We start from the raw sequence: 21,062 nt of genomic DNA on the forward strand, positions 1-21,062 counted from the left end.
GGCAAAATCTTAACACTTTTCGGCAAAGTCGCGGCATAAAGTTATACTATCAGCATTATTTGTATAACTGCAGGCCAACTCATGTCCAAGCCGTTACTCCTGGTACTGGGTGATCAGCTCACGCTGACGCTGCCAACCCTTCGCGAAGCGCCTTCCAATGCGGTGGTGGCGATGTGCGAAGTGGCCGAAGAGGCACGCTACGTGCCGCATCATCTGCATAAGATCGGTCTTTTCATGGCCGCCATGCGCCACTTTGCCGACGCCTTGAGAGACAAAGGCTATACGGTGCACTACAGCCGCATCAATGATGGCGATAACACCCAGTCGTTGATAGAAGAAGCCGAGCGGCTCGCCAACCAGTACGGCTGTGATGAAATTCGCGTTACCCGCCCCGGCGAGTGGCGGCTGTGGAACGATATGCAGCAGCGCCAACACAACGCCCTCCCCTGGCAGCTATGGGAAGATAACCGCTTCTTCACCACACCGGACGACTTTTCACGCTGGGCGGAGGGCCGCAAACAGCTGCGCCTAGAGTACTTCTACCGCGAGCAACGCAAGCGCACCGGCCTGCTCATGGAAGGCGACACGCCGCTTGGCGGGCAGTGGAACTACGACCATGACAACCGCGAGCCCATCGACGCATCGCTGAGCTTTCCTGCGCTGCCTAACCACGGCAAGGATGACGTGACTCAAGCAGCGCTCCAGGATGCCGCTGACCACTTCCCTGATCACATGGGAACGATGGAGACCTTCAACTTGCCGGTCACCCGGCGGCAGGCACTGGTCGACCTGAATCACTTCATCGAACACGGGCTGGCAGACTTTGGCCGCTATCAAGATGCCATCAGCGACCGAGAACCCTTTTTGTATCACTCACGCCTCTCTGCAGCGATGAATATCGGTCTGCTCTCACCGATGGAAGTGTGTGACGCCGCCGAGGCGCACTACCATGCTGGCAAAGCGCCTATCAATGCGGTAGAGGGTTTCATCCGCCAAATACTCGGCTGGCGCGAATACGTGCGCGGGCTCTACTGGACGCAAATGCCCGGGTACAAGCAGGCAAACCAGCTAGGCTTCACCCGCGAGCTGCCCGGGTTTTACTGGGACGCCAACACCGACATGCGCTGCCTCCAACGCGCCATTCAAATGACCATCGACAATAGCTACGCGCATCATATTCAGCGCCTCATGGTCACCGGCAACTTTGCCCTGCTGTGCGGCGTCAAGCCTGAAGCGCTGTGCGATTGGTACCTCGCCGTATATGCCGATGCTTGCGAATGGGTCGAACTGCCCAACACGCTGGGCATGGTGCTGCACGCCGATGGCGGCTTGATGGGCTCCAAGCCTTACTGTGCCTCGGGTAAATACATCGACAAAATGTCTGATCACTGCCAACACTGTCGCTACTCCCCCAAACAGATGACCGGCCCCAAAGCCTGCCCCTTCAACAGCCTTTACTGGCATTTTTTGGAAACCAATGCGGAACAGCTCAACCGTAACCCACGAATGAAGCTCATCTATGGATCGCTAGGACGCATGAAAGAGGAGAAGCGCGAGGCCATTCGCCAGCAGGCCGAGCAATTCCTTGCCAAACTACCCACCAGCGCCGGTTACGGCCAACCGGCGCACACGAAGGGCTATGCCTCTACAGCCCAACACTCCTCCTCTACGTCTGACTCGGAGAAACGCTCATGAGCCGCTTCGCCACGCTAGATGCCCAGGCCCCGGTCACGCTCTACCATGACGGGCACTGCCCCTTTTGCCGAGTGGAAGTCGCTTGGCTTGCCAAACATCGCCATCGGTCACGCGTTCGGCTCGTCGATATTCAGAGCAGCGAGTTCAAACCAGAGGAGGTAGGCCGCAGTTTCGACACCATGATGGGTCAACTGCATTTGCAAGATCGCGAGGGGAGATGGTTCATCGGTATGGACGCCAGCCGGGCCCTCTATGCGGTGTTGGGCTACCGGCGGCTGGTAAGGCTATCTTGCTTACCGGGCCTGCGCAGCATGATGGATGCAGGCTACCGTTTCTTTGCCCGTCGCCGTATTCGGCTGGGGCGGTGGTGGGAAAAACGTCAGGGTAACGCCGCTCAATGATTCAGCGGAGGAATTAAAACACCAGAGGCATACGCGAGGTGAGCGGCGCGCTGTAATGAGCGTCGCGACCAATCACTTCGTCTTGGGGCACGTGCTGCACCAAGTAAGCGCGATGAATGCCTGCGCGTTTTAGCTCTAAATAAACGTCGTCCAGTGAGCGAAACAGCATCGGCTTGCCGCGCTGCATCAGCATGTGACGCTCGCCTTCAACATCTTCCAGCTCGACTTGGTAAAAACGGCTACCCGAATGGGTAATGACACGAATTTCGAAATTGTCGTGATTCGCGACGAACTGTTTTAACGCTTTCAGTTCCATGGTTCCCTCCTGTTATTGGTCATCGTCATGGAGCACAGCATGACGTGGCTCCATGACAATTATATTACCTTGGCACTAACCGCCTAAGACGGCAATAACAGAAAAGAGTTCCTGCCTTTATCGTCAACTTATGGTCGACTTATTGATACTCGGACGGGTCGATCGCCTTGCCCAGCGAGTTACGATCGATCCAGTTACCGCCTTTGGTCTCTTTGTAACGAAAGACCACTTTATCGCCCACCGCGACGGGAAGTTCAGCATCTTCGGTTTGGTAGCTGTACTTCTCCCCTTCCACCACCAAAAAGTAGCGATAAAGGTCGGGCATGCCCAGCCACTCTTTGAAAGGGCCTTCGCGCTCTAGCGACTGGAGCTCACCACGGCCTTCCAGTTTCGGAAGACGTTTGCGGTTACCGCGCCTAAAACCACCTGCCATTTGTAACTCCTGTCTCTCTATCTGCTCGAGGCGAACTGCTCATGAGGGTGCGCATTATACGTTCTCCCCCATGACGCTCAAGTTAATCGCCAAACGCTTCGCCGTAGCTGTCGGGTGCCAAGTCCTCGAAGCGCGTGTACTTGCCTATGAAGGCCATGTGGACGGTGCCAATCGGCCCGTTACGCTGCTTACCAATGATGAGCTCCGCAATACCCTGGTTATCCGGGTTGTCCGGGTTATACACCTCATCTCGGTACACGAAGGCGATGACGTCCGCATCCTGCTCGATCGCGCCCGACTCCCTCAAATCCGACATCACGGGTCGCTTGTTGGGGCGCTGCTCTAGCGAGCGGTTCAGCTGCGAAAGCGCCACGACCGGGCAGTTGAACTCTTTTGCCAAGCCTTTCAAGGAGCGCGAAATCTCGGAGATCTCCCCCGTACGGTTTTCGGAAAAGCCGGGAATCTGCATCAGCTGCAGATAGTCGATCATGATCAGCGCCATGTTGCCGTGCTCACGTACGATACGACGCAGCCGCGAACGCATCTCGTTGGGTGAGAGCGCGGCGGTATCATCGATGAACAGCTGCTTGTCTTTTAGAAGATTGACGGCCGACGTAAGTCGCGGCCAATCCTCATCTTCCAGCTGGCCCGAGCGAACTCGCGTTTGGTCGATGCGCCCCAGTGAAGAGAGCATACGCAGCATCAGCGATTCTGCGGGCATCTCCATGGAAAACACCATGACCGGCTTGTCGCTGGAGATGACTGCATGCTCGACCAAGTTCATGGCGAAAGTCGTCTTACCCATCGACGGACGCCCGGCGATGATCACCAAGTCGGAGGGCTGCAGGCCCGAGGTCATCTCGTCCAGATCGCGGAAACCGGTGGAGAGGCCGGTCATCTCCCCTTTGAGGTTGAAGAGCTCATCGATGCGGTCGACCGCTTTGGTGAGCAGGTCGCTCATACCGATCGGACCACCGGTTTTGGGGCGCTCTTCGGCAATTTGAAACACCAGCCGCTCGGCTTCGTTCAACAGCTCATCGGCAGGTCGCCCCTGCGGCGAGAACGCCCCTTCGGCAATTTGGTTAGCTGCCCGAATCAGCTTACGCAGCGTGGCACGTTCGCGAACGATATCCGCGTAGGCGCGTATGTTGCTGGCCGAGGGCGTATTGCGGGCAAGCTCCGCCAGAAACCCAAGCCCGCCGACGGTATCCAACTGGTCCCGCGCTTCCAGCGCTTCAGAAAGCGTGACGACATCGAGCGGCTGTCCCGATTCCGCCAAGTGAATCATGACGTTGAACACCAAACGGTGCTCATAGCGATAAAAATCGTCTGCTACCAAACGCTCGGATACGTTATCCCAGGCTTGGTTATCTAGCATGAGCCCGCCTAACACCGACTGCTCCGCCTCTAGCGAGTGCGGCGGCAGCTTTAACGCCGCCGTTTCCTGATCAGCAGAGGGCTGGTCCTGCATAGCGAGCTCCTTAAAAGTAACGCATTGCCAACGGCGCTTATCTTAGCCGGGCTGCTTCCTTCACACCACTGGCCAAATCACACTCGTCAGCGGCTCAGAAAAGACAAAGGGCGCGGGAGGTCCCGCGCCCTTTGAGGCGTTAGCGTTGACGAGCGAGATTACTCGGCGACAACCACCACGCGTACAACGGCATCCACTTCTGCATGCAGGTGGAGGTCGATGTCGTATTCGCCAGTTTGACGAATCGGGCCCTGCGGCATACGCACTTCGCTCTTGGCAACTTCGATGCCAGCAGAGGAGATGGCGTCGGCCAGATCACGCGGACCGATAGAGCCGAACAGCTTGCCTTCGTCGCCCGCTTTAGAAACCAACGACAGTTCGATGTCGTTCAGTTGCTCAGCGCGTGCTTGGGCTTCTGCTTTACGCTCAGCGGCTTGAGCTTCGAGCTCGGCACGCTGTGCTTCAAACGCTTCTACGTTTTCTTTGGTGGCCGGTACGGCTAAGCCGTAAGGCACCAAGTAGTTACGACCATAACCGGGCTTAACAGTGACCTTGTCACCCAGGCCGCCCAGCTTACCAATGTTGTCGAGCAGAATGACTTCCATCTCGTAAACCTCTTGTCAATTGCTGCGGGCAAGGCGTGCGCGAACGTTCGCGAATGTATCGATCAGCCCCAACAGCAGCACAATGAGAATCGTGGGCCAGGTCGTGATCAGCAGCACATAAAATGCTACCAGCCACAGCCCGTTCATCCCCTTTATTCCAATAAACCCGTGCACTAACGCAATACCGGCTATCAACAGCGGAATCCAGCTAAGCATGGCCAGCGCCTGCGCACCTAGCACCATACCTGCCACCCCAAGCACTACTAAAATAGCGAGTTCTTTGGGAGCCAGGCGCAGCGCATGGAACTCTTCACGAAAGCCGCCTGGGTTATAAAGCCCAGCCTGCCAGCTGCGTGCTAGCGCCAAACATGCGATGGCCGCTAACAGCACAACCAACCCCGTTACGCCCCCGATCACCATGGAGGCCAGAGTCGTCGTGTCGACGCCTTGGTTGGCAAACTCTGTGAGCATGCGGTCGATCTCTTCCGAGCTCTCGCGCAACTGCTCCAGCATGAGCTCTGTGCCGCCCGGTGGGCTGAAGATGCCAAGCTGCACCATGACCGCGGCCGCTAAGGTGCCAACGATCAAGGCTTCACTCCAGCGCATCCTCTCGCGCAATATGACCGCCATGAGCGAAACGAGTAGTACGCTCGCCAGCGGAATCACATCACCCTGCGCCCACCAGAAACCGGCTGGTAATGCCGCAGCGATAATGACGGGAAGCGCGGGAGCAAAGCCCTTGCGCAGCGTCACTAACGCCGCAATGGCCGCACCTAACCAAAACAGCCAGGGCACTAACGCTGCTAGCGCTGCCCCGCCTGCGGCATAGGGCGTACCACGCATCAGCCATCTTGCTAGTGCCAGCATCACGTTAAACGCTTACTGGTGGCTATCGGAGTAGGGCAGCAGTGCCAGGTAGCGTGAACGCTTGATAGCGGTCGCCAGCTGACGCTGATAGCGTGCTTTGGTGCCGGTGATGCGGCTCGGAACGATCTTGCCGGTTTCGGTGATGTAAGCCTTCAGCGTGTCGAGATCTTTGTAGTCGATCTGCTTGACGCCTTCAGCGGTGAAGCGGCAAAACTTACGGCGACGGAAAAAACGTGCCATGGACTAGCTCCTTAAAACGTGCGGTGGATAAAATCAGGCAGTTTCTTCAGCTTCAGCGCGCGGTTTTTCTTCGCGACGCGGACGCTTTTCTTCTGCCGGCTTCATCATCGGAGACGCTTCGGTGATCGCTTCTTTGCAACGAACGACCAAGCTGCGGATGATGGCGTCGTTGAAACGGAAGATGTTCTCGATTTCTTCGAGAGTCTCGCCGGTGCACTCAACGTTCATCAGCACGTAGTGGGCTTTGTGGATCTTGTTGATCGGGTAAGCCAGGTGACGACGGCCCCAATCTTCCAGGCGATGCACAGTACCAGCGTTTTCGGTAACGATGCTGGTGTAGCGCTCGACCATAGCCGGCACTTGCTCGCTCTGATCCGGGTGGACCATAAACACGATTTCGTAATGACGCATGGAATCTCCTTGCGGTTTGGCAGCTTCCGATGTGCGCTGGGGCAGATACCTCAACGGCGACAGGGAAGCAAGGAGTTAACTGAAATGCCCTTTCTAGGCCGCGAACAGCCGAGATAGCGCATCAAGCAGAACTGTTGATCGTACAGATGAGTTACCCATACGAACGCCCGCTTATGAATAAACGAGCGCAAGCATTCTAGTGGGCTGGCCGCTAACTTGCAAGCTGCCGCTGGCGAACGGCTTCAAACAGGCAGATACCGGTGGCCACAGAGACATTCAAGCTCGACACCTGCCCGGCCATGGGCAGTTTGGCGAGATTATCGCAGGCTTCGCGGGTCAAACGGCGCATGCCCTTCCCTTCGGCGCCCATCACCAGCGCGGTAGGACCGGTCATGTCGATCTCGAACACGCTGGCCTCCGCCTCACCGGCGGTACCGGTAATCCAAACACCCGCATCTTTGAGCTTGGCCAACGTGCGCGAAAGATTCGTGACCTGATAGACCGGCACGACTTCTGCAGCACCGCAGGCCACTTTCCTGACCGTGGCATTGAGCGGCGCGGCCTTGTCTTTCGCCACGATCACGCCGTGGGCGCCGGCGGCATCGGCGCTACGCAGGCAGGCACCGAAGTTATGCACATCGGTGACGCCATCCAGCACCAGCAACAGCGGCGGTGCGGATGCCTGCCAGGCACGCAGTTTCAACCACAGCGACTCTTCACCTTCGGGCATCAAAGGGGCACAAAATGCCACCACGCCTTGGTGCGCTGCGCCCTGGGTGAGCTGATCGAGCACGTCACGGGGCTGCTCTCTGATACGCGCACCGCCGGACTGGGCCGTGGCGACCAACTCTTTCAAACGGTTACCCGCCCCCTGCTGAACCCACAGCTCCTGAGGGGACTCGCCACGCCCTAGCAAGCTCTCCAGCGCGTGAACGCCGTACACGTGATCCAAGCCATCCGGCGTGCGAATGGCCGTACGCGGGGGGCGTCGAGACGACGACTTCATGCTCACCCCTTTTTCGCTGATGGTTTGCGCGAGCCGTTGCGCGTGCGGCGCGGGCCACGACGCGTTGACGGCTTATCCTGGGCAGCGACTGCCTTGGGGCCACCACTTTCACCACGACGCTTACGCGGCTGGCGACGCGGGCGCGGCTTGTCATCGGCCAAGCCAAAGTCGATTTTCCGGTCGTCCATGTCCACGCGCGCCACCTGAACGGTCAAGCCATCCCCCAGGCGGTAGGTGGTGCCGGTACGCTCCCCTTTCAGGCGATGCTTTTCGGCTTCGTAGTGATAGTAGTCCGACGGCAGCGAGGTCACGTGTACCAAGCCCTCGACATAGAAGTCATCGAGACGCACGAACAGGCCAAACTGGGTCACCGAGGCAATCGTACCTTCGAAAGTCTCTCCGAGCTTATCGGACATGAACTCACACTTGAGCCAGCTCTCGACATCGCGGGTCGCTTCATCCGCACGCCGCTCGGTCATCGAGCAGTGCTCGCCCAGCTCCAGCATTTGTTCGAAGGTATAGGGGCACCATTTGCTCGGTGGCTCTACCGGCGCACCCTCTACCCGCACGACCGTATTGGTTTGACGCGGGCCACGAATCACCGAGCGAATGGCGCGGTGAACCAGCAGATCCGGATAACGGCGGATCGGCGAGGTAAAGTGGGCGTACGCCTGGTACGCCAAACCAAAGTGGCCTTCGTTCTGAGGCGAATAGACGGCCTGATTCATCGAGCGCAGCATGACCGTTTGAATGATATCGGCGTCCGGTCGGTCGGCAATGGCTTCGCGAAGCGCTTGGTAATCTTGCGGCGTGGGCTCGTCGCCCCCTCCGACGGAAAGTCCCAGCTCACTCAAGAACAGGCGCAGCTTGTCCAAACGCTCGGGCGTGGGACGCTCGTGAATACGGTAGAGCGCTGGCAGGTCGTGCTTGTCCAGGAAGCGCGCCGTGGCCACGTTGGCGGCCAGCATGCACTCCTCGATGAGCTTGTGAGCGTCGTTACGGGTACGCGGCACGATTTTTTCGATCTTGCGCTCGTCATTGAAGATGATCGCCGTTTCCGTGGTATCGAAATCGATCGCGCCACGCTCTTCCCGCGCAGAGCGCAGTAGGCCATACAGCTCGTGCAGATTTTTGAGCGGCTTGACCAGTTCCGCATGCTCACGACGCAGCGCTTCGCCCTCCTCGCTCTCGCCGTCCAACATCGCCGCCACCTTGTTATAGGTCAGGCGTGCATGGGAGTTCATCACGGCTTCATAAAACGAGTAGCGACTGATGGCGCCGGTTTTGGAGATGTTCATCTCGCACACCATCACCAAACGATCGACGTGAGGGTTCAGTGAACAGAGGCCGTTGGAGAGCAGCTCTGGCAGCATCGGCACGACCTGCCCCGGGAAGTAGACCGAGTTCCCTCGCGTGCGCGCCTCATCATCCAGCGCAGTGCCGGGGCGTACATAGTGGGAAACGTCGGCAATCGCCACCAACAGCTTCCAGCTGCCGGACTTGGTCTTCCAGGCACAGACTGCGTCGTCGAAATCTTTGGCGGACTCATCGTCGATGGTGACGAGCGGAATATCACGCAAATCGACGCGATGCTGTTTATCCTCCTCCAAGACCTCTGCAGAGATGTCGCTGGTTTGATCCAGCACCTCTGGCGGAAACTCGGCAGGGATGTCGTAGCTGCGGATGGCAATATCGATCTCCATGCCGGGATCCATACGCTCGCCCAGCACTTCGATCACTTCACCCACCGGCTGCACCCGAGTAGCGGGCTGCTGCACGATCCTGGCCGAAATGACCTGGCCATCCTTTGCCCCCCCACAGGAGGTGTGCGGTATGATGACTTCTTGCGTAATGCGCGGGTTTTCGGGAATCAACACCCCAAACTCCGGGGTATTGCTGCGGTAGACACCCACGATGGTTTGGGTATTGCGCGCGATGACATCGGCAATGGTGGCTTCGTCACGGCCGCGACGGTCACGGCCACTGATGCGTACCAGCACGTGATCACCGTGAAAGACACGACGCATTTGACGTGGCGGCAACACGAGATCTGGCTTCTTACCGTCATCCCGCAGCACGAAACCAAAACCATCGCGATGCCCCAAGACCTTACCTTTGATTAGGTCGAGCTTGTCGATGAGCGCGTAGGCGCCACGACGGTCCCGTAGCACCTGCCCGTCGCGTTCCATGGCCGCCATGCGCCGACGCACGGCTTCGAGATGGTCTTCATCCTCGATGCCCAGCATGCGGCTCATGTTTTCATGGGTAATGGGCTTGCCATAACTTTCTAGGGCAGCCAATAAGTATTCGCGGCTAGGCGCAGGGTTATCGTACTTTTGCGCCTCGCGCTCGGCGTGCGGATCATCACTCAACGTCCAGTACTTCATGCGATCAACATCCTTGATGGCGTTTGCGGGAGGCGGACAGTTAGCGCAGCGGCTTGGCACTGCGGGCGGGATTCGGTATCGACGCTATTGGCGTCGGCGCAAGCGGTTAATGAGCTAGCGCGTGTCATGTTTTGTTTGGTCATGGGCGCAGTATAGCGCTGCCGGTTCAATCACCCAACCACCTAACGCTGCATTAATATGATTTCAGTGTTAAAAAATTCGCCTCAGGGCTTGCATTTAACCACGGCCCCGGTATCATACGCGCCACTTGCCCAGATGGCGGAATTGGTAGACGCGCTAGCTTCAGGTGCTAGTGACCGTATGGTCGTGGAGGTTCAAGTCCTCTTCTGGGCACCAAATAACATCATGTTATCCCCTTTTCATGACGTTATAAGGTGCAGCGGCAAGTTAGCGGTGACAGCAGTAGAAGGTTAGTTTGTATTCGCCCAGGTGGCGGAATTGGTAGACGCGCTAGCTTCAGGTGCTAGTGACCGTATGGTCGTGGAGGTTCAAGTCCTCTCCTGGGCACCATGCGAATACAAACGCCGCGCTGTAACTGCAAACGAAAAGATGATGCGCCCAGGTGGCGGAATTGGTAGACGCGCTAGCTTCAGGTGCTAGTGTCCGTACGGACGTGGAGGTTCAAGTCCTCTCCTGGGCACCATGACATGGTCCCTTCCGCATCACTCTTTCATCCATGCTATCCCCTCTTATTTCTCTTTTTCTCTGTGTATTTTTTCTAGTATAAGCCACGTGCCCTATGCGCTTTTCCGATCACCGCCCTAGCGTGGTGTGTTGTAGCGCCTGCACGTTAACACGGTGGCGCATTGCGACAAGCGAGGGTCAAGCCCCCGCCCGCCGATTTACTGATAGCGTCCGGGACGACGCGCCACCTCTTCCAACGCCCAGTCTTGGGTGCGCAACTCACCTTCGAGTACGGACTCCATTGCGGGTGTCAAATCAGGAAAGAAATCCAGTCCCGTTCGCGCTTCCACCTCATCGATAGTGACGAGATAGTCATCCAGCGGCTCGTTGCCTCTTACGTCTTGAGGCATGATGAACGCTAGCGCTAACGGCGCCTCTTCGTGAGGGGCGACGATGATTTTATAAAACGCCGACGGCACTTCCACGAAACCCACGCGATTGAACACGTTATCCATAAAGTGCTCCGGGTAGATGGGCCCGGTGATTACCTGCAAGCGCTCAAAGCGAGGGGCAAAGTGGTCCATGACCGACTCTTCCAAACGCTGCCAAAGCTGACGATTCAAATTAGGCCGTTGAGGCGCCATGTTGCTCATCAAGAAGGTATCGATTTGCGCACGGCGGCCATGCACGGCGGCAATGGCATAGTTGGGGGCTAGATGCCCTCGGTCGTAGCCACTGCCGGAATAGCTGTCCGTATCTACGGGCCATAGCGTGCGCCAGTCTGCTTGGAAATTGGGCCGACTGCCGATGCGCGTATCGTCTGGCACGGCGGTGACTTGGTAGCTGACCCACAGCGCCCCGACGCGTACATCCGACCATCCCGCTAAAAACCCATCGTTGCGCAATACGCGATGAAACGTCGTCGGTTGAAACGACTCCCACGTGGGCACGCCTTTCCACGTGTACGCATCTTGATGTTGACGGCCCTGAAACTCCCACAGACCAGTACCTACGATTACAAACAGCACAGCAATGCCCAGACGTCGCCCTTGGCGACGCCAGCGCACGAACGAATTCCCCAACGAAGTCACTCCCCTACGATATTCTTTTCATCCACTCGTCTATCCGTTGCCGCGATAGCGAGGGTTACCAGCCGAGTGAAAACATGGTTTCCAGATCGTGACGAGAGTGCACCTGCATGGCGTTCAACGTTTCAGTATCGCTGATCCCCTCTACCGCATTGAGACGCTCGGTGACCAGTTCTGCCAAGCTCTCGAAGTCACGGGTGCGGGCAATGGCGACTAAGTCGTAACGACCACAGGTAGAGTAGACCTCACTGATCCCCTCTACATCTGCTAGACGCTCGGCCACTGCTTTTACCTGGCCTTTTTCGGTATTGATCAAGATCACTGCGTTCTGCATGGCGCCCTCGTTGCTCATGAAAGGTGGATATCAGGCTACGGGGCGAGTATAGCAGCCTGCGGGGTAGGGCCAAGCGCTGCTCACCTGCGTGGCTAATTGTCGCGCTATTTATAAGGTTATTCGCACTAATTTTGAGCATGCGCTAGCATGTACCTTAGACCTCCGATTTATAAGACTTGTCGGAGTATTAAGAGGTGGACCACCACCCGATCACCGTAGCAAAACGTCAGACCGTGACGATAAGGAGACACCATGGCTAATCAGAGCCGTCGTAAGTTCATGCGTAACAGCGTGCTAGGCCTCGCCGCCCTGCCGTTTGGTGCTGGAATCCTGTCGAAGACTGCTTTTGCCCAGGAACTCCCGCGTTTGGATCCCTCCTCACCTACCGCCCAGGCGCTCAACTACGTTGAAGTGGCCAGCGAAGCCAGCGATCACCCTGCTTACGAAGAGGGCGAACTCTGCTCTAACTGCATGTTCTTCAATACCGATACGCAAGGCTGCCAGCTGTTCCCCGAAAACAGTGTCGCCCCGGAAGGTTGGTGCCAATCCTGGACCGCCAAAGCGTAATACGCTGTGCCAGCGGTTAAAACGACTCACCCCGCGCCTTGCGCGGGGTGATGACGTTTGAAGACGTATAAAACACGTTCGCCATCAACTCGCCTCTTTGCTCTCCTCTTCTACCGGCCAGTGGTAGCGTCGTGTCACTTTTCCCTCCTCCATGGACACCAAGTGTACGGGGAACCCCCACAGCTGCTGTAAATGGCGAATCACCGGGTATACGCTTCGGCCCAAAGGGCGGCGATTGTCTTGAATATGGTGCAGCGTCAGCGAGCGATCTCCTCGGATGGCGGCTTCCACCACCTGAATATTGGGCTCGCGAACGGAGAGCGCGTATTGGCTGGAGAGCGCCTCCCGAACACGCTTGTAGCCCCGATCGTCATGTATCGCGGCGACTTCCAGCGTCTCGGACTGATCATCATCGACGATCAAAAAGAGCTTTAGGTCGCGAATGACTTTGGGGGAGAGAAACTGCTGAATGAAAGACTCATCCTTGAAGTTGCGCATCGCGAACTCCAGGGTGTCTCGCCAGGGGCTGCCCGCTATGTCGGGGAACCACTCACGATCTTCCGCCGTCGGCGCGTCACATATCCGCTTAATGTCCATGAAGATGGCAAAACCCAAAGCGTAAGGGTTCAGCCCGCTGTAATAGGGGCTATCGAACCCCGGCTGGTTGATGACCGCCGCGTGGGACTGCAAGAACTCCAGCATCAGCCCTTCATCCACCTTGCCTTCATCGTATAGCCGGTTCATCAACGTGTAGTGCCAAAAACATGCCCACCCCTCGTTCATTACCTGCGTTTGCCGCTGCGGGTAGAAGTACTGCGCCAGCTTACGCACGATACGTACGATCTCACGCTGCCAAGGGGCCAACAGTGGAGCATTCTTTTCGATGAAGTAGAGCAGGTTCTCCTGGGGCTCTGAGGGGTAGCGACCGCCCGTATGCAGTCCCAACGGGTCGTCGTCGCTGTGCAAGCTACCCGGCAACGGTGCCATGCCAGCCGGCGGCTCGGGGATCGTTCGCCACAGCATGTTGACCTGGGTTTGCAGGTACGCCTCGCGCTCGTCTTGGCGTTTGGCTTCCTCCTCCGCCGAGATGGGTGATGGCCGCTTGTAGCGGTCTACCCCGTAGTTTTGTAGCGCATGACAGGCATCCAGCAGTTGCTCGACGGCGTGCACGCCGTGGCGCTCTTCGCACTGCGCGATGTATTTGCGGGCGAATACCAGGTAATCGACGATGGACTCCGCATCGGTCCAAGTGCGGAATAAGTAGTTGCCCTTGAAGAAGGAGTTATGACCGTAGCAGGCGTGGGCAATGACCAGCACCTGCATCATCAAAGTATTCTCCTCCATCAAGTAGGCAATGCAGGGGTTGGAGTTGATCACCAGTTCATAGGCCAGCCCCATTTGTCCCCGTTTATAGGCCTGCTCCACGGCAAGAAACTGCTTCCCGAACGACCAGTGGTGATACCCCACCGGCATGCCGACGCTGGCGTAAGCATCCATCATCTGCTCGGTAGTGATGACTTCGATCTGATTGGGATAGGTATCCAGCCGGTACTCATCGGCGAGCCTGGCGAGTTCCTCGTCGAAGCGCTCCAGCACGCTGAAATTCCAGTCCGACCCAGTGGCGATGGGCTTGCGGGTTACACTCATGGCGCCCTCCTCGACTCGCACTAGCGCTCTTGACTCAAGCGGCGCTTGAATAGCTCACGAAAAACGGGGTAGATATCTCCCGCATCGACGATCTGGCGCATCGCAAACCGCTCGGGAAACTGTGCTGCTACGGTTTCGTACTCGTGCCACAACGACTGATGATCGTGCGGGGTAATCTCCACGTAGGCGTAATACTGCAGCTGGGGCATCAACTGCTTTACCAGCAGATCACGACAGATGTTGGAGTCGTCGTCCCAGTTGTCGCCATCGGATGCCTGCGCCACATACAAATTCCATTGCCCAGCGGGGTAGCGTTTTTCGATGATTTTATTGACCAGATTCAGTGCGCTGGACACGATGGTGCCGCCGGTTTCGCGAGAGTAGAAGAACTCCTCCTCGTTCACCTCCCTGGCGGCGGTATGGTGGCGCACGAACACCAACTCCACCTTCTCGTAGTGCTTCTCCAAAAAAAGATAGAGCAGTAAAAAGAAACGCTTGGCGATGTCTTTATGGTTCTGTGTCATGGAGCCCGACACGTCCATCACGCAGAACATCACTGCCTGGCTCGACGGCTGTGGCTGAGCAGCCAACTGGTGGTAGCGCAGGTCGTAGGTATCGATGAAGGGAATGGCGTCGATGCGCTTCTCCAGCCGCTCGATCTCGGCTTTGAGCTCCACGATACGCGCCGGGTTACGCAGCACCGGGTCTTTGCGCTCCTCGGCCGCTAGCGCCTCTTGCGCCTCTTTCAAAGCACGTTTGATGGGCGCGCGCATGGCGATACGCCGTGCATAGGCTTCGCGCATCGAGCGGGTAATGCTAATGCGCGAGGGCACGCCATCTCGCGCAAGGCCTGCCCGCACCATTTTGATCTCTTCCAGCGACTTTAGCGGCTTGCGCTGCAAATGGGGCAGCTCCAAGCCGTCGAACACAAACTCCAAGAACTCTTCACGGCTGAGGGTGAAGGCAAACTCGTCGTTTCCTTCCCCCTGGTTGGAGGCGCCGCCCTCGCCCGCTCCATTGCCGCCCCCCTGGCCCGCCGGGCGACGAATCTTATCCCCCTCCAGAAACTCCTTATTACCCGGCGAGACGATATTACGCGCCCCGCCCGGCCCGTGCTGAAACACGGGCTCTGAAATGTCCTTGGCAGGAATCGAAATTTTCTCGCCACGCTCCATGTCGGTGATGGAGCGGCGGTTGACCGCCTCCTCCACCGAGCGCTTGATGTGCTTGCGATAACGCTCCAAGAAGCGCTGCCGATTGACCGCGCTCTTGTGCTTAGCGTTAGGTCTGCGATCAATAAAGTAGGTCATTCGACCTCCTCAACACCTCGATCTTGAGCGCCGACTCTTGGCGCTCTTGTGTGCGGGCCGACAGCGGCCCGCTACTGAGACTTACGCACGCGCAGGTACCATTCGGAGAGCAGCCGCACCTGTTTTTCGGTATAGCCACGGTCCACCATGCGCGCCACGAAATCCTCGTGCTTTTTTTGATCCGACTTCGACGCTTTGGCGTTGAACGAGATCACCGGCAACAGCTCTTCGGTGTTGGCAAACATCTTGTGTTCGATGACGCCTTTCAGCTTCTCATACGACTGCCAGCTAGGGTTCATACCGTTGTTTTGCGCCCGCGCCCGCAACACGAAGTTCACGACCTCATGGCGGAAATCTTTCGGGTTGGAGATACCCGCCGGTTTCTCGATCTTCTCGAGTTCCTCGTTCAGCGATTGGCGGTTGAGCAGCTCGCCGGTTTCAGGGTCACGGTACTCCTGGTCTTGAATCCAGAAGTCGGCATAGGTCACATAGCGGTCAAAGATGTTCTGACCGTACTCGCTGTAAGACTCGAGATACGCGGTCTGAATCTCTTTGCCGATGAAGTCCACGTAACGCGGGGCCAAAAACTCCTTGATGAAGCCCAGGTAGCGCTCGAATACTTCGGACGGCAGCTGCTCGCGCTCCAACGCCTGCTCCAACACGTACAGCAGATGCACCGGGTTGGCCGCGACTTCGGTACTATCGAAGTTGAACACCTTGGAGAGAATTTTGAAGGCAAAGCGGGTCGAGAGGCCCTGCATGCCCTCGTCTACGCCTGCCGCATCGCGGTACTCCTGGATCGATTTGGCGCGCGGGTCGGTGTCTTTCAAATTCTCCCCGTCATATACCCGCATCTTGGAGTAGATGCTGGAGTTCTCCGGCACCTTGAGCCGCGACAACACCGAGAACTGCGCCAGCATACGCAGCGTATCCGGCGCGCAGGGCGCTGCGTTGAGGGAGGAGTCTTCCAGCAGCTTTTGATAGATCTTGATCTCTTCCGACACACGCAGGCAGTAAGGCACCTTGACGATGTAGACGCGGTCCAGGAAAGCCTCGTTGTTACGGTTATTGCGGAACGCCTGCCATTCCGATTCGTTGGAGTGGGCCAGAATCACGCCATCGAAAGGAATCGCGCCCATGCCTTCCGTGGGGTTGTAGTTGCCCTCTTGGGTGGCGGTCAGCAGCGGGTGAAGCACCTTGATGGGTGCCTTGAACATCTCCACGAACTCCATCAGCCCCTGGTTGGCGCGACAAAGCCCGCCTGAGAAACTGTAAGCATCCGGGTCGTCTTGGGAGTAAAGCTCCAACTGACGAATATCCACCTTACCGACCAGCGACGAGATATCCTGATTGTTCTCGTCCCCCGGCTCGGTTTTGGAGATGGCAATTTGATTCAGCCGTGACGGATAGAGCCGCACCACGCGGAACTGGGAAATATCGCCGCCGTACTCTTTTAGGCGTTTGGCGGCCCAAGGCGACATGACGCTGCGCAGATAGCGTGCAGGAATGCCGTACTCTTGTTCCAGCAGCTCGCCATCCTCTTCCGGTGAGAAGAGCCCAAGGGGCGATTCATAGACCGGCGAGCCTTTGATGGCATAGAAAGGAATGCGCTCCATCAATAGCTTCAGGCGTTCGGCCAACGACGACTTACCGCCGCCGACCGGACCCAGCAAGTAAAGAATCTGCTTGCGCTCTTCGAGCCCCTGGGCCGCGTGGCGGAAATAAGCCACGATCTGTTCGATGGCCTCTTCCATGCCATGAAACTCGGCGAAGGCAGGATAGCGGCGAATCACCTTGTTCGAAAAAATGCGTGATAGACGCGGGTCTTTCGCCGTGTCGATCACTTCAGGCTCGCCTATCGCTTCCAGCATGCGCTCGGCGGCGCTGGCATACACCTTAGGGTCGCGGCGACAAAGCGCCAAGTACTCCTCAAGGCTCATGTCCTCTTGCTGAACGCGGGCAAATCGGTCTTGAACGTGATCAAAGATGCTCATGGAACTCTCCTGTGGCCCATCCCCCAGCGCGACCGCCAAGCCAATACCCCAGGCGGCGTGCTATTTGAGGTGTCGCTCTATCAGCGTAGTCAGCATTAGCAAAAAGTGATGACATCACCTTCAACGCAGCGCATCTGACCGCTGAGATAAACCTATGAGCATCGGAGGAGAGCTTTAGTTGCGTTGAATTCTACAGAGCACTACAACGCAACACGCCACCGCAGCGGTGGCGTGCAGGCGGTCCAAGAGCCGCATCGAGCTAGGCAGCGGGGGGCTGCTCCAGCACCTCTTTGACGTCGGCCAATAGCTGGTCGAGTAATTCAACGGTGGTGTTCCACGCGCACACAAAACGCGCTCCGCCAGCGCCGATGAAGGTGTAAAACGTCCACCCTTTGGTTTTCAACGCTTCGATGGCGTGAGGCGGCAATTCAACGAACACGCTGTTCGCCTGGGTGGGGAACATCAGCGAGACACCCGGCAGCGCCTGCAGCCCCTCTGATAGATAGCGTGCCATGGCGTTGGCATGTTCGGCGTTGGTCAGCCACGCACCGCTCTCCAACAACCCCAGCCACGGCGCAGAGACATAGCGCATTTTCGACGCCAACTGCCCCGCCTGCTTGCAGCGGTAGGAGAAGTCTTCCGCCAGCTCGCGATTGAAGAATAGGATCGCCTCGCCAAACGCCAAGCCGTTTTTGGTGCCCGAGAAGCACAGGGCATCGACCCCTACCTGCCAAGTCAACTCGGCAGGCGAAGCGTTCAAACTGGCGCAGGCGTTGGCAAACCGCGCTCCGTCCATGTGCAGACGCAAATCATGCTTGTCCGCCATGGCGCGAATGGCCAACAGCTCCTCACGGGAGTAAACGGTGCCGACTTCGGTGGCCTGGGTGAGCGAGACGACTTTCGGTTTCGGATAGTGAATGTCGCTGCGCTTGGTGACCAGCGCTTCGATCCCTTTGGGGGTCAGCTTGCCATTCGCCCCCGGGGAGGTCAGCAGCTTCGCGCCGTTCGAGAAGAACTCAGGGCCGCCGCACTCGTCGGTTTCGATATGCGCCAGCTCATGACAAATCACGCTGTGGTAGCTGCGCCCCATCGCCGAGAGCGCCAGTGAATTGGCTGCAGTGCCGTTGAACACGAAAAACACGTCGCAGTCGTAGTCGAACATTTCCCGAAAACGGTCGGCGGCGCGGGCGGTCCAGCGATCGTTACCATAGGCGAGATCGTCCGCCTGATTGGCTTCGAGTAAGTACTGCATTGCCTCCGGGCAGATACCGGAGGTGTTATCACTGGCTAAAAATCGTGGGGTACACTCCGAGGGCATGACGATAATCCTTTTGTCTGGCGGTCGTGCGGCGCAGGCTGGGTGCCACCCGCGCCTTAAATCCCTAACGTGGCTTAGTGGTTAGGGTGATTCATCAGTCTATCGCCATTTTGCCGTCAACGTCACGCCCCCAATGAGCGTTACAGCGACGCCGCCAACCGTGTGCCTTGATCGATGGCGCGCTTGGCATCCAGTTCGGCCGCTTCCGCAGCGCCACCAATCACATGCACGCGCCCGCCCACCTGTTGCAGCGGGGTCATCAGGTCACGCACGGACTCTTGTCCCGCGCATACCACGATGGTGTCCACCTCGATCACCTGCTCTTGTCCGTCGCGGCGAATGTGCAAACCGGCATCATCGATACGTACGTACTCGCAGCCAGTCAGTGTTTCTACGCCGCGCTGCTTGAGCGAGGCGCGGTGTACCCAGCCCGTGGTCTTGCCCAGGTTTTTGCCCGGCTTAGAGCTTTTCCGCTGCAGCATCACGATACTGCGCGGTGAACGCGGCGGCTGCGGTGCTTTCAAACCGCCCCGCTCGCCCACTGCCAAATCCACGCCCCACTCGTCGCACCATGCGGCCACCTCCATGGCGGGGTGCCCTTCATGGGAAAGCAACTCAGAGACATCGAAACCAATGCCTCCCGCGCCGATCACCGCCACGCGCTTGCCCACCCGCTCAGGCTGCTCGATGGCATCGGCGTAGCTCAGCACGCTGGGGTGGTTAGCGCCGGGTAGCGTCAACTCACGGGGCACGACCCCCGTGGCCATCACGATCTCATCGAAATCGGCCAACGCCTCTGCGGTGGCGTCGGTATTCAGCCGCACATCGACGGCATGTTTCTTCAGCATCACTCGGAAGTAGCGCAGGGTTTCATTGAACTCCTCTTTGCCCGGAATTTTACGGGCATAATTGAACTGCCCACCCAGCTCGGCGCGACGCTCGAAAAGCACCACGGCGTGCCCACGGCTGGCCGCTGCCACCGCCGTGGCCAACCCCGCCGGGCCGCCGCCAACGACCGCCACCCGCTTGGGCGTTTGCGCCGGTGCCAGGGAAATCTCGGTTTCGTGGCAAGCGCGGGGGTTGACCAAGCACGAGGTCAGCTTGCCCATGAAGGTGTGATCTAGGCAGGCTTGGTTGCAGGCGATGCAGGTATTAATTTCCTCCGACAAGCCGGCCTCGGCTTTACGCACCCACTCCGGGTCCGCCAAAAACGGACGCGCCATCGACACCATATCCGCATGGCCGTCTGCCAGTACCCGCTCGGCCACCTCCGGCATATTGATGCGGTTGGTGGTGATCAGCGGAATCGACAGCGCCGTGCGCATGCGTCGGCTAACCTCGGTAAACGCCGCCCGTGGCACGCTGGTGACAATGGTGGGCACCCGCGCCTCGTGCCAGCCAATGCCGGTATTGATGACGTTCGCGCCAGCGGCTTCAATGGCCTGGCCCAGCTGTACGACCTCGTCCCAGGAGCTGCCCTCTTCCACCAAATCGATCATCGAGAGGCGGAAGATCAGTAGGAAACGTTCGCCAACGGCCTGACGAATACGCTTGACAATCTCAACCGGGAAGCGCATACGCCGCTCGAAATCGCCACCCCAGTCGTCGTCACGCTGGTTGGTGCGGCGGCAAATAAACTGGTTGATCAAATAGCCTTCCGAGCCCATCACCTCAACGCCGTCGTAGCCCGCCTGCTGGGCGAGCGTAGCGCAGCGAACATAGTCGGTAATTTGCTGCTCGACGTCGTCACTGGAGAGCGCCCGAGGGGTAAAGGGATTGATCGGCGCTTGCAACGCCGACGGCGCGACCAGCTCGGGGGAGTAGGCGTAGCGCCCAGCATGTAAAATCTGCATGCACAAATGGCCACCTTCGGCGTGAACCGCTTCGACCACTTGGCGATGCGCCGCGACCTGCGACGCATCCGTCAGCGCGTTGGCGCCCTGAAAGACCGCCCCTTCGGGGTTCGGCGCAATGCCGCCCGTGACGATCAAGCTTACCCCTGCACGCGCCCGCTCTGCATAGAACGCCGCCAAGCGCTCGAAGCCGTTCGGCGCTTCTTCCAGATTGGTGTGCATGGACCCCATCAAGACGCGGTTGGGCAGCGTCAAGTGGCCGACGGTCAGCGGACGAAACAGATGCGGATAAGCTGGCGCTGGGTGCATCACGGCGCTCCTTTAATGTTATTGAAACGGCTAGCCATTCGTATTCAAACAAGCGTATGACATAGCGAGTTCGACGTACAGACTTTTAGCCGCCCCGTGGGGCTGCTCTTTGGTATAGCTCAGCGGTTTGCCCAACGCCTTCCCCTTGCTCATCGCGGCAAAGCG

The 21,062-nt window shown here is 58.1% G+C and carries 19 protein-coding genes and 3 tRNA genes; 6 read left to right on the forward strand and 16 right to left on the reverse strand.

The window, feature by feature from the left end; translation table 11 throughout:
• Positions 1–81: 81 nt before the first annotated feature.
• On the forward strand, positions 82–1,695 hold the full coding sequence (locus CTT34_RS12720; protein WP_159342760.1) for a cryptochrome/photolyase family protein: 1,614 nt from the start codon (positions 82–84) through the stop codon (positions 1,693–1,695).
• Positions 1,692–2,096, forward strand: a complete 405-nt coding sequence (locus CTT34_RS12725) for a thiol-disulfide oxidoreductase DCC family protein (protein WP_159342761.1) — start codon at positions 1,692–1,694, stop codon at positions 2,094–2,096. The genes CTT34_RS12720 and CTT34_RS12725 overlap by 4 nt, the downstream gene beginning before the upstream one ends.
• Positions 2,097–2,109: 13 nt before the next feature.
• Here CTT34_RS12725 and CTT34_RS12730 read toward each other — a convergent pair whose 3' ends face one another.
• From CTT34_RS12730 to rnr, 9 genes are all read right to left on the reverse strand, one after another.
• Positions 2,110–2,412, reverse strand: coding sequence for a DUF6482 family protein (locus tag CTT34_RS12730; protein WP_159342762.1), 303 nt, complete (start codon positions 2,410–2,412; stop codon positions 2,110–2,112).
• A 139-nt stretch (positions 2,413–2,551) separates the two neighbouring features.
• On the reverse strand, positions 2,552–2,845 hold the full coding sequence (locus CTT34_RS12735; RefSeq protein WP_044628494.1) for a hypothetical protein: 294 nt from the start codon (positions 2,843–2,845) through the stop codon (positions 2,552–2,554).
• Positions 2,846–2,927: 82 nt separating this feature from the next.
• Complete coding sequence (gene dnaB, locus CTT34_RS12740) at positions 2,928–4,316, reverse strand: replicative DNA helicase (RefSeq protein ID WP_139526810.1); 1,389 nt, start codon at positions 4,314–4,316, stop codon at positions 2,928–2,930.
• Positions 4,317–4,474: 158 nt separating this feature from the next.
• Positions 4,475–4,921 (reverse strand): 50S ribosomal protein L9, encoded by a 447-nt coding sequence (gene rplI, locus CTT34_RS12745; RefSeq protein WP_044628492.1) that lies wholly within the window; start codon positions 4,919–4,921, stop codon positions 4,475–4,477.
• A gap of 15 nt (positions 4,922–4,936) precedes the next feature.
• Complete coding sequence (locus CTT34_RS12750) at positions 4,937–5,788, reverse strand: hypothetical protein (protein ID WP_159343791.1); 852 nt, start codon at positions 5,786–5,788, stop codon at positions 4,937–4,939.
• 12 nt (positions 5,789–5,800) lie between these two features.
• Positions 5,801–6,028, reverse strand: a complete 228-nt coding sequence (gene rpsR / locus CTT34_RS12755; RefSeq protein WP_009097135.1) for a 30S ribosomal protein S18 — start codon at positions 6,026–6,028, stop codon at positions 5,801–5,803.
• Between the two features lie 33 nt (positions 6,029–6,061).
• The gene (rpsF, locus tag CTT34_RS12760; RefSeq protein WP_044628490.1) at positions 6,062–6,439 is read right to left on the reverse strand and encodes a 30S ribosomal protein S6; all 378 of its coding nucleotides are present in this window, start codon (positions 6,437–6,439) and stop codon (positions 6,062–6,064) included.
• 211 nt (positions 6,440–6,650) lie between these two features.
• Positions 6,651–7,445 carry a 23S rRNA (guanosine(2251)-2'-O)-methyltransferase RlmB gene (gene rlmB, locus CTT34_RS12765; protein WP_159342763.1) on the reverse strand — a complete coding sequence of 265 codons (795 nt, stop codon included), beginning with the start codon at positions 7,443–7,445 and terminating at the stop codon, positions 6,651–6,653.
• Between the two features lie 2 nt (positions 7,446–7,447).
• Positions 7,448–9,832, reverse strand: coding sequence for a ribonuclease R (rnr, locus tag CTT34_RS12770; protein ID WP_159342764.1), 2,385 nt, complete (start codon positions 9,830–9,832; stop codon positions 7,448–7,450).
• 270 nt (positions 9,833–10,102) lie between these two features.
• Between rnr and CTT34_RS12775 the strand changes: the two genes are divergently transcribed.
• The 3 genes from CTT34_RS12775 to CTT34_RS12785 all read left to right on the forward strand — a co-directional run bounded on the left by CTT34_RS12775 (position 10,103) and on the right by CTT34_RS12785 (position 10,496).
• Positions 10,103–10,189, forward strand: a tRNA-Leu gene (locus CTT34_RS12775).
• Between the two features lie 87 nt (positions 10,190–10,276).
• Positions 10,277–10,363, forward strand: a tRNA-Leu gene (locus CTT34_RS12780).
• Between the two features lie 46 nt (positions 10,364–10,409).
• Positions 10,410–10,496, forward strand: a tRNA-Leu gene (locus CTT34_RS12785).
• Positions 10,497–10,695: 199 nt separating this feature from the next.
• On the opposite strand, the gene CTT34_RS12790 is transcribed toward CTT34_RS12785, so the two are convergent.
• Together CTT34_RS12790 and CTT34_RS12795 are read right to left on the reverse strand one after the other, a co-directional pair.
• Positions 10,696–11,544, reverse strand: a complete 849-nt coding sequence (locus CTT34_RS12790; protein WP_159343792.1) for a DNA/RNA non-specific endonuclease — start codon at positions 11,542–11,544, stop codon at positions 10,696–10,698.
• Positions 11,545–11,623: 79 nt separating this feature from the next.
• Entirely contained in the window at positions 11,624–11,899 is a 276-nt protein-coding gene (locus CTT34_RS12795) for an Lrp/AsnC family transcriptional regulator (RefSeq protein ID WP_044628486.1), read from the reverse strand.
• A 252-nt stretch (positions 11,900–12,151) separates the two neighbouring features.
• On the opposite strand from CTT34_RS12795, the gene CTT34_RS12800 reads away from it, so the two are divergent.
• Entirely contained in the window at positions 12,152–12,466 is a 315-nt protein-coding gene (locus CTT34_RS12800; RefSeq protein WP_159342765.1) for a high-potential iron-sulfur protein, read from the forward strand.
• Between the two features lie 84 nt (positions 12,467–12,550).
• On the opposite strand, the gene CTT34_RS12805 is transcribed toward CTT34_RS12800, so the two are convergent.
• The 5 genes from CTT34_RS12805 to CTT34_RS12825 all read right to left on the reverse strand — a co-directional run bounded on the left by CTT34_RS12805 (position 12,551) and on the right by CTT34_RS12825 (position 20,897).
• Positions 12,551–14,113: a SpoVR family protein gene (locus tag CTT34_RS12805; protein ID WP_159342766.1), complete on the reverse strand. Its 1,563-nt coding sequence runs from the start codon at positions 14,111–14,113 to the stop codon at positions 12,551–12,553.
• 20 nt (positions 14,114–14,133) lie between these two features.
• Positions 14,134–15,423 (reverse strand): YeaH/YhbH family protein, encoded by a 1,290-nt coding sequence (locus CTT34_RS12810; RefSeq protein ID WP_159342767.1) that lies wholly within the window; start codon positions 15,421–15,423, stop codon positions 14,134–14,136.
• A gap of 71 nt (positions 15,424–15,494) precedes the next feature.
• The gene (locus tag CTT34_RS12815; RefSeq protein ID WP_159342768.1) at positions 15,495–17,417 is read right to left on the reverse strand and encodes a PrkA family serine protein kinase; all 1,923 of its coding nucleotides are present in this window, start codon (positions 17,415–17,417) and stop codon (positions 15,495–15,497) included.
• 259 nt (positions 17,418–17,676) lie between these two features.
• On the reverse strand, positions 17,677–18,735 hold the full coding sequence (locus tag CTT34_RS12820; RefSeq protein WP_159342769.1) for a threonine aldolase family protein: 1,059 nt from the start codon (positions 18,733–18,735) through the stop codon (positions 17,677–17,679).
• 140 nt (positions 18,736–18,875) lie between these two features.
• Positions 18,876–20,897 carry an NADPH-dependent 2,4-dienoyl-CoA reductase gene (locus CTT34_RS12825; protein WP_159342770.1) on the reverse strand — a complete coding sequence of 674 codons (2,022 nt, stop codon included), beginning with the start codon at positions 20,895–20,897 and terminating at the stop codon, positions 18,876–18,878.
• Between the last annotated feature and the right edge of the window lie 165 nt (positions 20,898–21,062).

Source organism: Halomonas meridiana (assembly GCF_009846525.1).
Taxonomy (GTDB): domain Bacteria; phylum Pseudomonadota; class Gammaproteobacteria; order Pseudomonadales; family Halomonadaceae; genus Vreelandella.

Bases quoted from the DNA above. Each gene is read 5' to 3' on its own strand.
- rlmB (WP_159342763.1), bottom strand. From the start codon at position 7,445: ATGAAGTCGTCGTCTCGACGCCCCCCGCGTACGGCCATTCGCACGCCG.
- CTT34_RS12815 (WP_159342768.1), bottom strand. From the start codon at position 17,417: ATGAGCATCTTTGATCACGTTCAAGACCGATTTGCCCGCGTTCAGCAA.
- CTT34_RS12820 (WP_159342769.1), bottom strand. From the start codon at position 18,735: ATGCCCTCGGAGTGTACCCCACGATTTTTAGCCAGTGATAACACCTCC.
- rpsF (WP_044628490.1), bottom strand. From the start codon at position 6,439: ATGCGTCATTACGAAATCGTGTTTATGGTCCACCCGGATCAGAGCGAG.
- CTT34_RS12800 (WP_159342765.1), top strand. From the start codon at position 12,152: ATGGCTAATCAGAGCCGTCGTAAGTTCATGCGTAACAGCGTGCTAGGC.
- CTT34_RS12795 (WP_044628486.1), bottom strand. From the start codon at position 11,899: ATGCAGAACGCAGTGATCTTGATCAATACCGAAAAAGGCCAGGTAAAA.
- CTT34_RS12825 (WP_159342770.1), bottom strand. From the start codon at position 20,897: ATGCACCCAGCGCCAGCTTATCCGCATCTGTTTCGTCCGCTGACCGTC.
- CTT34_RS12750 (WP_159343791.1), bottom strand. From the start codon at position 5,788: ATGCTGGCACTAGCAAGATGGCTGATGCGTGGTACGCCCTATGCCGCA.
- CTT34_RS12810 (WP_159342767.1), bottom strand. From the start codon at position 15,423: ATGACCTACTTTATTGATCGCAGACCTAACGCTAAGCACAAGAGCGCG.
- CTT34_RS12805 (WP_159342766.1), bottom strand. From the start codon at position 14,113: ATGAGTGTAACCCGCAAGCCCATCGCCACTGGGTCGGACTGGAATTTC.
- rplI (WP_044628492.1), bottom strand. From the start codon at position 4,921: ATGGAAGTCATTCTGCTCGACAACATTGGTAAGCTGGGCGGCCTGGGT.
- CTT34_RS12730 (WP_159342762.1), bottom strand. From the start codon at position 2,412: ATGGAACTGAAAGCGTTAAAACAGTTCGTCGCGAATCACGACAATTTC.
- rnr (WP_159342764.1), bottom strand. From the start codon at position 9,832: ATGAAGTACTGGACGTTGAGTGATGATCCGCACGCCGAGCGCGAGGCG.
- dnaB (WP_139526810.1), bottom strand. From the start codon at position 4,316: ATGCAGGACCAGCCCTCTGCTGATCAGGAAACGGCGGCGTTAAAGCTG.
- rpsR (WP_009097135.1), bottom strand. From the start codon at position 6,028: ATGGCACGTTTTTTCCGTCGCCGTAAGTTTTGCCGCTTCACCGCTGAA.
- CTT34_RS12725 (WP_159342761.1), top strand. From the start codon at position 1,692: ATGAGCCGCTTCGCCACGCTAGATGCCCAGGCCCCGGTCACGCTCTAC.
- CTT34_RS12735 (WP_044628494.1), bottom strand. From the start codon at position 2,845: ATGGCAGGTGGTTTTAGGCGCGGTAACCGCAAACGTCTTCCGAAACTG.
- CTT34_RS12720 (WP_159342760.1), top strand. From the start codon at position 82: ATGTCCAAGCCGTTACTCCTGGTACTGGGTGATCAGCTCACGCTGACG.